Here is a 13,799-nt window from a genome sequence, read left to right on the forward strand (position 1 = left end):
TAGGAAGGGACCCCCTCCGGGGGAGGCGGAAGAAGACGGTCCGTGGTGGCTGGGGTTCTTTAGAGGGATGCCTCCTCCGGGGGAGCGGAAGATGTCAGGCCCTACGAGACGGGAACCGCCTCTATGAGCGCCACCAGGCCGTCGGCATCAAGCAGGTTCACCGGGCGGACGGTCTGGTTCATCCGGACATAGTGGAAAGCCGCCCCCACCCGCTCCAGCGGCACCGCCGCCAGGTGTGACCAGGCCAGCCGGTAGGCGGCCAGCTGCACCGAGGCGGCGCGGGCGGCCTTGCCCCGTGGCGGCGCGCCGGTCTTCCAGTCGACGACCTCATAACGGCCGTCGGGCAGCTCGAAGACGGCGTCCATCCGGCCGCGCACCAGCCGGTCGGCGATCATGGTCTCGAACGGCACCTCCAGGTCGAGCGGCCGGCGCCCGGCCCATTCGCTCTCCTCGAAGCGTTCCTGCAGCTCCGCCAGCCGTACGTCGGCCTCTTCCGGCTCGTCCACCAGGTCCAGGTCGAAGTCGTCGAGCAGGCGCTGCTGGTCCCAGCGCGATTCCAGCCACTTGTGGAACGACGTGCCGCGGCGGGCCAGCGGCGCGGGCTTGACCGGGACGGGACGGCGGATCCTGCGGGCCAGTTCGCGGGCGTCCTCCGCCAGCGTGACCAGCGACGAGACGGTCAGCTTCGAGGGCAGTTCGACGGTGGTGGAGCCGCGCCGCCGGTGCAGCTCGCGCTCGCGCAGCAGCAGGTCGGTGTCGCGTTCCCAGGCGCGGACGCGTTCCTCCTCGAAGGCGCGCAGCGGCTCGTCCTCGGCGGGGGCGAGCGTGCCCGTCAGCGCGTCCTCGACCAGCCGCGCCCCGTCCAGCACCGACTCATAGCGCAGGCCCTCCGGCGTGACCGGCCACACGGCCTCGGCGGGCTCGGCCAGCAGCGGGTTGGTCGTGCCGGCGGCGAGCTCCGGCGCCCAGAACGCGACCCGGTCGCTGGTGTCGCGGATCTCCAGCAGGAAGTCCGACGGCTCCAGCGGCTTGGAGGCGCTCCCCCAGCGGTAGCCGGAGGCGATCAGGTGGTAGTGGGCCCGGGTGACGGCCACGTACGCCAGCCGCCGTTCCTCCATCAGGTCACGGTCACGGCAGCCCTCGTCGAACGCGGCCAGCTCCTCCTTGGTGAGCCCCGTCAGGCGCGGCAGGTCGGCGACGTCGCCGCGGAGCGGGTAGGGGAGTTTGCGCGGGTTGTCGGTCCAGCGGCTGTTCATGACCGGCGTCGCGGGGAACATGCTGCCGGTCGCGATCGTGCCCTTCGAACTGACCAGCTGCGACAGTCCGGGCACGACCACGATCGGCCACTCCAGGCCCTTGGAGGCGTGTACGGTCATCAGCTTGACGCTGTTGCTCTCGCCGACCCGTCCGGCCTCCAGCCCGAACTCCTCGGTCTCGGCCGCCTGCAGATAGGCCAGGAACGCGCCGAGCGTCGGATCCTCCGCGTCACCGGCGAACCTGGCGGCCGCGTCCTGGAAGGCGTCGAGATCGGCCCTGGCGGCGAAGGCGCTGACCGTGCCGCCGCGGGCCGCCACCTCGATGTCGAGGCCCAGCCGCCGCTCCACCTCCGTGATCAGGTCGGGGAGCGGCTGGGCGGTGTGCGCCCTGAGCTGCCGCAGCTCCTGCGCCAGCGCGACGAGCCGGGTCCTGGCCAGCGGCGAGAACGCCTCCAGCCACGCCTCCCTGTCGGGCAGCTCGTCGAGCGCGTCGATCAGGCTGCCGCGCTCCTCCGCCAGGTCGGCGACCACCTGGTCCAGCGGGTCCTGCTCATGGCGCGTCTCACGGGCCTCGCGGGTCAGCTCCCTGGCGTACTCGCCCAGCACCCGCATGTCGGCGGGCCCGACCCGCCAGCGCGGTCCGGCCAGCAGCCGGGCCAGGGCGTCACCGGCGGTCGGGTCGTACAGGACTCTGAGCGTGGCGACGATGTCGTTGACCTCGGGCACGGTCAGCAGCCCGCCGAGACCGACCACTTCGACCGGGATGTCGCGCTCTTCGAGCGCTCTGCGCAGCGCGGGGAACTGAGACCGCTTACGGGCGAGGATCGCCACGTCCTGGGGTTGTACGGCGAGCGTCTTCTTGCGTTCCTTCTCCCCCCAGGGCAGGCCGTCGGGCGCGAACTCCTGGCCGAGGATCTTGTGGATGCCGTCGGCGATCCACTTCGCCTCGTCCTCCGCGGTCTCGTGGAAGGCGCAGGTGACGCGCCCCCGGTCGACGCGGTTGGCGCCGGGGACGAGGACCGGCACCTCGCGGGCCTCCATGCGCAGCGGCAGCTGTACGCGGGCGGCGACGTCGAGGACCCGGTCGCCGTTGCGGAAGCTGACGCTGAGCTGGCGTACCGGGGCCAGGTCGCCGGTGCTCGTCCTGAAGTCCTGGGCGAAGCGCCGCAGGTTGCCCGCCGAGGCGCCGCGCCAGCCGTAGATGGACTGGCAGGGATCGCCGACCGCGGTGACCGGGTGACCGTTGCCGTACAGGGATCGCAGCAGTACGAGCTGGGCGTGGCTGGTGTCCTGGTATTCGTCGAGCAGCACCACGGAGAAGCGGGACCGCTCGATCTCGCCCACCTCCCGGTGGCCGGCGGCGATCCTGGCGGCCAGCGACATCTGGTCGCCGTAGTCGATGACCTCCCGGCCGCGCTTGAGCCGCTCGTACCGCTCGACCAGGGGCAGGAGCTGCTTCCTCGCGGCCTGGACGTTGATCGGCTTGCGCTGGGCCACGGTCGTCCGGCCGGTCAGCGCGGCGTACCTCTCGTCGAGCCAGTCGCCGATCCGCCGCACGTCGGAGGCGGTGCGCAGGTGCTCGGACAACTCGCCGGCCAGCTCCAGGACGGCGGCCGTGACGGACGGCGGACCGAGCTCGATCTTGTCCATCGGCCCGTCGTACATCGCCACCACCCTGGACGCCAGCTGCCACGAGACGGCGGGCGTGACCAGGCGCATGGTGGGTTCGAGGGCCTCGCGCAGGGCGTGGTCGGTGACCAGGCGGGCGGCATAGGCGTGGTAGGTGGAGACGGTCGGCTCGTTGTCGAGCAGCCCCGGCTCGACCAGGCCGGCCTCGGCCAGGCCGTTGAGCCGTTCGCGGACGCGGGTGGCCAGCTCGGCGGCGGCCTTGCGGGTGAAGGTCAGGCCGAGCACGTTCTCGGGCTTGACCAGGCCGTTGGCCACCAGCCAGACCACGCGCCCGGCCATGGTCTCGCTCTTGCCCGAGCCCGCTCCGGCCATGACGACCATGGGTTCGAGCGGGGCCTCGATGACGCGGGACTGTTCGGAGGTGGGGGGCAGGATGCCGAGCTTCTCGGCCAGCTCGACCGGGTTCAGCACACCTGTCCCCCGTTGTCGTTGACGGGGCAGCTGGACCTGGCCGCGCAGGTGCGGCAGCCGTCGTTCACCTTGGCCTGGAAGAACGGGCCCGACATGCCGATCGCCACGGTGTCGACCAGGTCCTTGGCCCAGCCGGGGTTCTTGTCGTCGGCCAGCGCGCCCTGTGTCTGCTCCAGCGCGTCGTTCTTGCCCGCCGCCTTGCCGACCTGGACCAGCGCGGCGCCACCCGGCTCGGTCATGCCGTGCCGGGCGAACGCGCCCAGGAGCGCGGCCAGTTGGTAGACGCCCAGCTGGGGGTGGCGGGCGAGCTCGCCTGCCTTGGGCTTCGCGCTGCCGGTCTTGAGGTCGATGATCACCGCGCGGTTCTCCGAGTCACGCTCGACGCGGTCCACGCGGCCCTTGATCTGTACGCCGTCGGAGACCGTGGCGGTGAACGCCTCTTCGAGGGCGACGAGCTCGCGTGGGTTCTCCTGGTGCCAGCGCCAGAACTTGGTGATCATCTGCTCGGCCACCTGGCGCTGCTTGCGGTTGAACCAGACGCCGCCGAAGTCCAGCTCGTTCCAGATCTCGTCCAGGCGCTTGCCGAGCAGGTCCTCGCTGGGCAGGTCGGTGGCCGCGAGCACGGCCAGGGCGTGGATGACGGTGCCGAGGCCCTGGGCCGAGCTGGTGCCGGCGGCGCCGACGGCCGTCTCCAGCAGCCATCTCAGGCCGCACTTGGTGAAGCTCTCGACCGCCGAGGGCGAGATCCTGACGATGTCGTCGGGCCAGCTCAGGGGGCGGTCGTCGGTCATGGAGGTGAGGGCGTACCAGTCGTTGGGGTGTGCGCCCTGGACTCCGGCCGCGGCCAGGCGGGCGAGCTGGGTGGCGGCCTTGTGCCGAATTTTTCCCGATTTAGTGGGATCGGTTACTGCGCTGCGGAGGTCCGCCACGAGCGCGGACATGTTCAGCCACCGCGCCCGATCGTCCACCGTGGCGGCCTCGACGGCGCCCGGCATGAGCTCGCTGAGGAACCTCGACGGCCGCTCATCGGTGTCCTCCCCGCCGACGGCCGTGACGACCAGCCTGCGCCGGGCGCGGGTGACGGCCACATAGAACAGCCGCCGCTCCTCGGCCAGCAGCTTGGAGGCCAGCGACGCCGCGTTGGGCTTGCCGCCCTCGACCAGCTCGACGAGATCCTCCACGCCCAGCAGCGTGCCGCGCAGCCGCAGATCGGGCCAGACGCCCTCCTGCGCACCCGCGACCACCACCACGTCCCACTCCAGTCCCTTGGACCGGTGGGCGGTCAGCACCCGGACGGCGTCACCATCGGGCGCCCGCTCGGCCAGCGTGTCACCCGGGATCTCCTGCGCGGCCAGATCGTCCAGGAACACCTCGGGGCCCGCCTTGGGCATCCTGTCCACGAACCTGGCGGCGTGGTCGAACAGGGCGACCGCGGCGTCGAGATCCCGGTCGGCCTGCGCCCCTCTGGCGCCGCCCGACAGGCTGAGCTCAGTCCACCTCTCGGCCAGGCCGCTCTCGTGCCAGACGGCCCACAGGACCTCCTCGGCGCCGGCGTGGTCGCGCACGGCCTGACGGGCGGCGGCGAGCAGCTTGGCGACGCGTTCGGCGGGGAGTGCCACGTGGGGCTCGATCCGGGTCAGCTCGCGCGCGTCCTTGATGGCCGCGACCAGCAACTCTCCAGAGGTACGCGCTTGCGTGACCTCTTTCGCGGGCTCGCTCTCGGATTCGGCATCCGTCGCCTCGTTGTTGTCGGACGTGGCGGCCAGCGCCTCGTTTTCGGCGATCTTCAGTGCCCGTCGCAGCCGCCGTACGCCGATCATGTCGGTGCCGCCGAGGGGCCCGGTCAGCAGTTCCTCGGCCACCCCCTCGTCGAGCTCGCCCGCGTCGAGGGCGACCCTGAGCATCGTCAGCAGCGGGCGTACGCCGGGCTCCTGCGCGATCGGCACCTCGTCACCGGCCACCATCGTCGGCACGCCCGCGCTCACCAGGGCGCGCCGCAGCAACGGCACCTGACGGGCCGCCGACCGGACGAGCACCGCCATCCGATGCCACGGCACGCCGTCGATCAGATGGGCCCGCCGCAGCGTGTCGGCGACGACGGCCGCCTCCTGGCTGGTGCTGTCGGCCAGCAGCACGCGTACGTCGCCGCCCTCCATCTCGGGCAGCGACAGCAACTCGCGATGCCCGTGGGGGCGTCCGGCGGCTATGGCATCCGGCATCGGCGCCGCGGGCAGCCGGTCGGCCACCCGCCTGGACGCCGCCAGCAGCTCGGCCCCGCTCCGGCGGCACATCCGCAGCGCCACCACCGGGGCGTCCCGCCCGTCACGGGCCGGGAACCGCTGCGGGAACTCCAGGATCCCCCGCACATCCGCCCCCCGGAACCCATAGATCGATTGGTCCGGATCGCCCACCGCGATCAGGTCACGCCCGTCACCGGCCAGCTGCCGCAGCAGGAACTCCTGTGCCGGGTCGGTGTCCTGGTATTCGTCCACGAAGACCACGTCGTGCGCCGCCCGCTCCCTGCGGCGCACCTCCGGGTCGGCGAGCACGCCCGCCGCCGCCCTGATCAGCTCGGCATAGTCGAGCGACGGTTCGGGATCGAGGTCGAAGCGCGCTTCGTACCGCTCAAGGAATCGGCCGGCCGCCACCCAGTCCGGCCTGCCGTACTGCCTGCCGAGCTCCTGCAGCCGTGGGCCGCCGAGCCCGCGCTCGCCCGCGCGCGACAGGAAGTCGCGCAGCTCCTCCGCGAACCCGCGCGTCTTGAGCGGCTCGCGCAACGCGACCGGCCACTCGCGCGCGCCGTCCTCCAGCTCGCCGTGCAGCAGCCGCCGGATCTCCAGCAGTTGCTCGGGCCCGGTGAGCAGCCGCGGCGGCGTCTCACCCGCCAGCACCGCCTCCCGCCGCAGCAGCGCGTAGGCGTAGCTGTGGAACGTGAGCGCCAACGGCGTCCTGGTCGTGCGGCGCAACCGCCCGGTGACCCGTTCACGCAGCTCACCGGCCGCTTTGCGGCTATATGTCAGGATGAGGACGCGTTCGGGATCCACCCCGCGCCGCTCGATCCGGTCGACCACGCTCTCGACGATCGTCGTGGTCTTGCCGGTGCCGGGACCGGCGAGCACGAGCAGCGGCCCGCTCCGGTGCTGAACCACGGCACGCTGGTGCTCATCGAGCACAGGGGCCGCAACAGGTCCCCCGCTCCCACGCCGCACCAACCGCCAGGTCTGAGCACTCACAACACTAGATTCCACCAGACCACAGGGGTAGATCGTGCCGAGTTGACCTCTCTACCACGCGATCGGCCAACGCTATCGGCGGAAACGTCACCACACCCAATGACACGCCGCAGCGCCCCGGCGCCAATTTCACGACATATCTTGACTTGGAGCTAATGCGATATATCGTGACTTCTATCACAACGCTCCACCGTGGCAGAGAGGAGCAACACGTCATGACCAGAACCGACAAGGGCTACAAGGGCATCGGCATGGAAGGCTCGATCGCCCGCTGGTATGCGAGAAACACCGGCAAGGACCCGTCGAGGTTCGCGGAGCAGGCCCAACTGGTCCTGGAGCACGCCCCGGCGAGCGGCGACATCCTGGAGGTGGCCCCCGGCCCCGGCTACCTCTCGATCAGATTGGCCAGAACCGGCCACTACCGGGTCACCGGCCTGGACGTCAGCTCCTCATTCGTCCAGATCGCCCGCCAGAAGGCCGCCGAGGCAGGCGCCCAGGTCGAATTCCGCCACGGAAACGCCTCAGCCATGCCCTTCGACGACGAGAGCTTCGACTTCATCGCCTGCTGCGCCGCCTTCAAGAACTTCTCCGACCCGGTCGGCGCCTTACGCGAGATGCACCGCGTCCTACGTCCCGGCGGCTCCGCCTACATCAACGACCTACGCCGCGACGTCTCCAAGGAGGCGGTCGACGAGGACGTCGCCCGCATGGGCATCGGCCCGGTCAACGCCGTCATCATCCGCTACGTACTCCGCTCGGTCCTTCCCAGGCGGGCGTACGACAAGAAGCAGTTCGCGGCCATCATCGCCCACACGAGCTTCCGGACGTTCAACATCCAGGAAACACCGATGTCCCTTCTTGTCGAACTGCGCAAGTAGCTCTCAAGCCCTCGGCCCGGGGCCAGACCCCCGCCCCGCAGCCGGAGACCTCCGCCCCAGAACACCCCAAATCCGCGCGTCTGCACATATGCCAGAGCCGGGACAACGCGCTCTTGGGATAACGATTACCCCTACGTTCTCCGAACGATCTGCTAAGCGATGGCCGTCCGTGCGATTATCGCACTATGAAGGATGGCAGAGAGTGGACAGGCGTGGGTGACCGCGTCCGCGAATGCCGGCTCGCGGCTGACATGTCCCAGGAGCAGCTCGCTTCGGCCATGAATCTCGACCGCACAATGATCGCCAAGATCGAGACAGGTGTTCGTCGGATCGACGCGCTAGAACTGGCCAAGCTCTCGGCCATCCTCAAGGTCCCGTTGAGCTACTTTCTCAGCTCTCCTCCAACGGTCGTGTCCCGTCGCACGGAGTTGGCCGACGACACTGTGACCGACGCCACCCGACAGTCCTACCGGTTGGAGATCGCCCTATCCACTTGGCTGTCCGACGTCCAACAGCTCATAGGACTCGGAGAATTGGCCGCTCCACGCATCGAGCGATATCCCGAGACAGTGGAGGACACCCTGGGCGCGCGTTCTGCGGCCTCGTGGGCACGCGGGCGGCTCAACCTCGGGCTTGATCCCATCGACTCGATGATGTCCGTATGCGAGCGACTCGGACAGCTGGTGGCCATAGTCGAGACGCCCGGTGACGGAGCTTCCTTGGTCGAAGACGATATCGCCGTGGCGGTCGTCAGCAGCAACGGTGATCCGGGCCGCCGCCGCGCCACGGCGGCCCACGAGCTCGGACATCTGATCATCGGCGACGAATACTCCTCCGACATCGGTGTCCACAGCTCGCGCGCCGAAAGGGAGTCGATCATAGATTCCTTCTCCGCGGAATTACTGCTGCCGATCGACGCGCTCACCGAGCGCCTCCCCGTCGGCCCGACCACGAAGCGGGACGTGCTGATCACCTTCGCCGCGAAGTACCGGACATCGTGGTCGTTGACCCTTCGTCAGTCGATCGAGGCCGGTTTCATCGACAGGGACACCGCCAAAACACTGCGTCAACGCAATCCGACGCGAGCGGAGCTGATGGAAGCGGTCGGTTGGGCCCCACAGCCCGATCTCGAGGCGGTACTCGTGCCGCCGCGCTACGCGCACGCCGTACTGCAGACGTTCAAGAACGGGCTCATCACGACATCCCGCGCGGTTGAGATGATGCGCGGCCAGGTCTCGGCGGCCGACCTCCCTGCCCGCGATTACCCGGACCTGGAGCCATGAACGGCGACGAGCCCGATCCCCCTTTGGTGTTCGACGCAACCTGTCTCAGCCATTTCTGCCGCGCCGAACGTTTCGATGTGCTGCGAGATCTACTGCTCGGGTCCACCTGTCTCACGACTCATGTGGTGCGCGAAGAGATACGGCAAGGGCTGACAAAGCATCCGGCTCTCCGCAGCGCTCTGGACGCGGATTGGCTGGGCGTGGCAAGACTTGACTCCTTCGAAGAGCTCCAGTGTTTCGCCACATGGGTCAAGCGCATCGGCTCCTCCGACAGAGACCGAGGAGAAGCAAGCGTGTTCTCAGCGGCCGAACTGTCCGGCGGAATCGCGATCACGGATGACAGGGAAGCCGTGCAGGTGGGCCGGGCCTACGGTTTGAGAGTGCACGGCACCATCTGGCTGCTCGCCAACGCACGTCGCGATGGGAAGCTCACCGACGTATCAGCTGGGAATCTCATCGATGCCTTGCGCGCGACCAGCATGCGGTTGCCGTGTTCGGGATCCACGTTCGGTGCGTACATTCGCTCGTTCGATCCGCGCTGAGGCGAATAGCGTCCACCGGGTGGTGTACCGGTTGCCGGAGTCCCTGAAGTGGTCCTTAGAATCAGCCGAAGAGTGGCTGTGTCATAGGAGACCACTCTGCCCCTACCTTGTGGCGTGCCACGACCCACCGTGCGAAGTCCTCAGAAGGAGGCGACGTGATCAGCATCCGCAAGCTCCGCCCCTCTGACAGAGCGGCTTGGGAGGTCCTGTTCCGCGCCTACATCGACTTCTACCAGCGTGTCGAGCCGGACCTGATGTACGACAGGGCATGGGAGGAATTCCAGGCGGACACGCGTCTACACGCCCTCGGCGCGACACTGGACGGCAAGCTCATAGGGATCACGCATTTCCTCACCCATCCGAGCACCTCGGCACCGGATACCGACGTCTGCTATTTGCAGGACCTGTTCACGGCTGAGGATGTGCGCGGGCTGGGTGTGGGTCGTACGTTGATCGAGAGCGTGGTCGGCTGGGCCCGGGATCGTGGTTGTGATCGCGTCTACTGGAACACCCATGAGTCGAACGCCACCGCGCGGCGCCTCTACGACAAGGTGGCCGTGAACCGGGGTTTCATCCGGTATCAGATCGACCTGCCGCGATAGGAATCGATCGATCCTGGGTTCTCGACGCCTATGCCGAAAGAGCCGAGTTCTGCGGGATGTCATCCTGATGCCCACTCACTGCCCCTCATAGTCAGCAGAGGGAGCGGCGAAGCGTTCAAAAAGGACGCCCGAGCGGAGCGAGGACCCTCACGGGGTCGGCGCGGGCGCCGACTGGAAAGGCGTCTGAGCCCGTTGCGCGAAGCGCCCGCGGTGAAGCCCTTTTGCGAGCAGACGGCCACCCGCCCCGATGGGTGGGTGGCCGATCGGCTAGGAGAACAGGTGGTCCACGACTCGGGCCGTGGCCTTGCCGTCGTCCTTGGGGGCGAAGGTGGCGCGGAAGGCGTCGTAGCGGTCCGCGTGGGCCGCGGCCACCGAGTCGATCGAGCGTAGTGCGTCGATCACCTCCGCCGACGTCGACAGCACCGGCCCCGGCGCCTGCTCCGGGAGGTCGATGTAGAGGCCGCGCTTTGATGAGTATTTCGCCAGGTCGTACCCGTAGAAGACGATCGGGCGGCCGGTGGCGGCGAAGTCGAACATGACCGAGGAGTAGTCCGTGACCAGCACGTCCGTCACGAGCAGCAAATCCGCCATATCGGGATAAGTCGTGACGTCGTGGGCGATGTCGGGGACGGCGGGCATGGCTTGCATAGGGTGGGCTCTGACCAGGAGTTCGTGGTCGGCGCCCAGTGCCTCGCGGGCCTTCGCCAGGTCGAGCTTCACCATCGCGTTCTTGCGGTCATAATCTCGCCACGTCGGCGCGTACAGCACCACGCGCTTGCCCTCGACCAGGCCCAGCCGCTCCCGCACCGCGGCCGCCAGCGAGTCGCGGTCCGGCGAGGTGAGCACGTCGTTGCGCGGCAGCCCGCTCTCCAGGATCTCCCCCTGGTAGCCGAACGCGCGCCGCAGCAGCGGCGTGGCCCAGGGCGACTGCGACAGCAGCACGTCCCAGCCGCGTACCTCGGCCGCCTGCCGGTGCCAGATCGGCGGGCGGGGGTCGCGGGTCATGTGCGGCTGGTCGTTGCCGATGCGCTTGGCCGGCGTGCCGTTCCAGGTCTGCAGGACGACCTGGTCCTCGCGCGAGCGGAACCAAACCGGCAGGAACGCATTTGTCACGATAAATCGGGACCGGGCGAGCGCAGCGTGGTGCTCGCGGCTGCCGGCGCGCACCGAGGTCGTGCCCGGAGGCGGCGTGAACGCGCCGTCCTTGACGATCCAGATGTGCTCGCGGTCATCACCCCGCCGCACCCGCTCCTCGTAGATCGCCCGGACGCTGTCGGCGTAGAGGCGGCCGTCGTTGACCACGTAGACGGTCGCGTCGGTCAGCGGCTCGGTGCGCTGCGCCGGATAGAAGACCCGCCGCAGCACGTGAGTGCCCGCGACGCCCTTCTCGTCGGCCGGCCGCTCCTCTTCCACGGCCACCACCGGCACGTCGAAGCGTGTCGAGAGCATCCGGAAGGACCGCCCCTCGGACGCGCGCGGCGCCTCGTCGAGGCCGGGCAGCGCCGCGTGGTCCATGCGGACGGGGACGATCTCCCCGGACGGGTGCCGGAGCGACATGTTCCAGGTGCCGGACGACAGCGGCACCACCTCGCCGAAGCGGTCCATCGACGCGGGCTCGACGCGTACGGAGAACTTATCGCCCGTACGCTCCATCGGCATGTGGTAGGACAGCCCCGACCGGTGGCGCAGCGTCAGCACGCGCGGCCCGGCCGCGTCGGGGTAGTCGCCACGCAGCACCAGCGTGAGCCCCTCCCACACCGCCGAGGTGATCACCGGGCGGATGCGGTGGGCGGAGACGAGCACGCGGTCGCGCCGGTCGCCCAGCACGGTGATCTCGCGGTCTCCGGAAGGCATCCTGGTCTCCACCAGGTCGGCGAGCATGACCGACGCCGCGGGATCGCCCTTCGGCTCGACCCAGAGCCGCCGCCCGTCCTTCTCCTGCAACAGGGCGGACACAGCCTGGCTGACCAGCACCTCGGTGCCGTTGGCCACCGGCGTGAACTCGGCGGCCATGCGGTGGCCGCCCAGCCGGGCGTGGCCCTTGGTCACCGTACGGCCGGCCAGGAAGATCTTCAGCTCCAGGCGGTCGCCCTCGACGGAGACCCCGGTGAGCTCGGCGCGGTTGGGCTGGAGCACGACCTGCAGCGCCCGATCGGAGGTCCACACCGGCCTGGCCCACCAGCCCGGCCGCAGCTTGAGCCCGGCGGGACGCTCGGTGCGACCAGGGGACGCGCCACGCAGCAGGCCCGTCGCCCGCGCGCCGCGGCTGTAGAAGACGATCTCGGCCCGCCACGTCGTGGTGTCGTGGACGGCGGGCCGGTGACGCATCCGCCTGCGTACGGCGTGCACCAGGCCGCGCACGGCTCCGCGCCAGCGCAGGGACCATGGGCTGAGGTCGGCGGTGAACCCGGACCAGTCGTAGTTGCAGCCGGGCTCGCGCGCGCCGTGCGTGGCCTCAGGGGCCAGCACCCGGCGCGTGCGCAGGCGCACCGGAGGCAGCCAGCGCGGCCCGCGCAGCACCACGGTCGCCCAGTTGAACCGGCGGCTACGCACGGACAGGCCCGCCAGGTAGGCGAAGCCGGTGACGCGCAGCTTGCCGTTGACCCACACGATGTCGTCGATGTGGGTCACGGGCACCAGGTCAGCGCGCCGCAGCCGGTAGAGGTCGGCGGGGAGCTCGTCTCGGAAGGGCAGGTCGGCGTACCAGCGCAGACCCGCGCGGATCCGCTTGGACGGCTCGGCCGCCGCCGCCACGACCTTGGTGAGCGTTTCGCCGTCGACGAGCTCGTCGTCCGGGCGATGCTCGATGAGGTGGCAGATCAGGCGCCGCGCGACCGGCAGGTCGCGCTTGACGCCCGCGTCCACGGCCGCCAGGTAGGGGCGCAGCAACGTGATGAGCTCACGCCTGCGCGCCGCGCCACGCTTGACGGCCAAGTCCATCCGCGCGCCCAGTGGTCCGCTGAGCGCCTCGGTGTCGAACGCCGAGTCGCGGCCGCCCGGTCCGACGGCCCGCATGACCGCGTCGAGCGGCTCACCCCGGTCACAGAGATCCTGGACAGCCTTCAGGCGATCGGCGATCAGATCGCCGCCCTGACTCAGGGCTGTGACGCCGGTTGCCATCGGTAAGGCACCGCCTTTCGAACCGCCATCACTGGTTCTAGCCATCGTAAGGGGAGTCACGTGCGGCGGATTCGCCCAACGAGCGAATCCGCTGGTCAAACTCGTTTCTGAGAATCGGCTGAACGACCGTCCCAGCGCGCCTGGCGCATGTCGACGCGCTCACCGCGCAGGGGGGTGCCCTCTTCGCGCCAGTGCTCCAGACAGCGTCGCACGTGGTCAGGGGCCGCGCCGGTGCCGTCGGAGTGCACCACGCGCCACCACGGCACGCCGCCGCCCCAGGTCGACATGACCTGCCCGACCTGACGCGGTCCGCCCTCGCCGAGATATTCGGCGATGTCGCCGTAGGACATCACCATGCCCGGCGGTATGGACTCCACCACCTCGAGGACCCGTTCGGCGAACGGGTTCACGGAGTCCATGCGTTGGGCCCCGCCTCGATCATCTCGTGGAACTTGCCGATCTCGACCACCGAACCGCCGGCCACCAGCTCCACGATGCCGTCGCGCAGCGTGTAGCTCTCGCCGTCTTCGCCGACGAGTCTGGCGCCGAGAGCGGACGCCAGCAGGACGAGCTGCGCCACTTGCCAGTCGGAGCCCGGCTCGCCGATCACCTGATCGCGCCAGTGCCCCACGACGTGCGTGTCACCGGCGTGTCCGGTGACGATCTCGTCCGGCCCGCGCAGCCCGAAACCGGCCGGCGCGATCGCCTTCGCGAGCTCGGAAAACGCCAGGGGCGCCTCACGAACCACGCGCAGCTCGTATCCCATGACGCGCGACCATAGCGGA

9 protein-coding genes are annotated in these 13,799 nt (G+C 69.6%); 4 read left to right on the forward strand and 5 right to left on the reverse strand.

Annotated features, from left to right (window positions below):
• Nucleotides 1-101: 101 nt before the first annotated feature.
• Together AB0J16_RS44685 and AB0J16_RS44690 are read right to left on the reverse strand one after the other, a co-directional pair.
• On the reverse strand, nt 102-3,356 hold the full coding sequence (locus AB0J16_RS44685; protein ID WP_358551547.1) for an ATP-dependent DNA helicase: 3,255 nt from the start codon (nt 3,354-3,356) through the stop codon (nt 102-104).
• Entirely contained in the window at nt 3,350-6,589 is a 3,240-nt protein-coding gene (locus AB0J16_RS44690) for an ATP-dependent DNA helicase (protein ID WP_358551549.1), read from the reverse strand. The genes AB0J16_RS44685 and AB0J16_RS44690 overlap by 7 nt, the downstream gene beginning before the upstream one ends.
• A 215-nt stretch (nt 6,590-6,804) precedes the next feature.
• Here AB0J16_RS44690 and AB0J16_RS44695 point away from each other — a divergent pair, with 215 nt between their 5' ends.
• The 4 genes from AB0J16_RS44695 (at nt 6,805) to AB0J16_RS44710 (ending at nt 9,894) form a co-directional block, all read left to right on the forward strand.
• On the forward strand, nt 6,805-7,467 hold the full coding sequence (locus tag AB0J16_RS44695; RefSeq protein ID WP_358551551.1) for a methyltransferase domain-containing protein: 663 nt from the start codon (nt 6,805-6,807) through the stop codon (nt 7,465-7,467).
• Between the two features lie 185 nt (nt 7,468-7,652).
• Nucleotides 7,653-8,750, forward strand: a complete 1,098-nt coding sequence (locus AB0J16_RS44700; RefSeq protein WP_358551553.1) for an XRE family transcriptional regulator — start codon at nt 7,653-7,655, stop codon at nt 8,748-8,750.
• Nucleotides 8,747-9,292, forward strand: a complete 546-nt coding sequence (locus AB0J16_RS44705; protein WP_358551555.1) for a hypothetical protein — start codon at nt 8,747-8,749, stop codon at nt 9,290-9,292. Before AB0J16_RS44700 ends, AB0J16_RS44705 begins: the two co-directional genes overlap by 4 nt.
• A 155-nt stretch (nt 9,293-9,447) precedes the next feature.
• Nucleotides 9,448-9,894 (forward strand): GNAT family N-acetyltransferase, encoded by a 447-nt coding sequence (locus AB0J16_RS44710; RefSeq protein ID WP_358551557.1) that lies wholly within the window; start codon nt 9,448-9,450, stop codon nt 9,892-9,894.
• 267 nt (nt 9,895-10,161) lie between these two features.
• On the opposite strand, the gene AB0J16_RS44715 is transcribed toward AB0J16_RS44710, so the two are convergent.
• From AB0J16_RS44715 to AB0J16_RS44725, 3 genes are all read right to left on the reverse strand, one after another.
• Complete coding sequence (locus tag AB0J16_RS44715) at nt 10,162-13,014, reverse strand: CDP-glycerol glycerophosphotransferase family protein (RefSeq protein ID WP_358551559.1); 2,853 nt, start codon at nt 13,012-13,014, stop codon at nt 10,162-10,164.
• Between the two features lie 95 nt (nt 13,015-13,109).
• The gene (locus AB0J16_RS44720; RefSeq protein ID WP_357944419.1) at nt 13,110-13,433 is read right to left on the reverse strand and encodes an MGMT family protein; all 324 of its coding nucleotides are present in this window, start codon (nt 13,431-13,433) and stop codon (nt 13,110-13,112) included.
• Nucleotides 13,421-13,780, reverse strand: coding sequence for a hypothetical protein (locus AB0J16_RS44725; protein WP_358551561.1), 360 nt, complete (start codon nt 13,778-13,780; stop codon nt 13,421-13,423). Before AB0J16_RS44725 ends, AB0J16_RS44720 begins: the two co-directional genes overlap by 13 nt.
• Nucleotides 13,781-13,799: the final 19 nt, after the last annotated feature.

Source organism: Nonomuraea sp. NPDC049750 (assembly GCF_040659625.1).
Taxonomy (GTDB): domain Bacteria; phylum Actinomycetota; class Actinomycetes; order Streptosporangiales; family Streptosporangiaceae; genus Nonomuraea.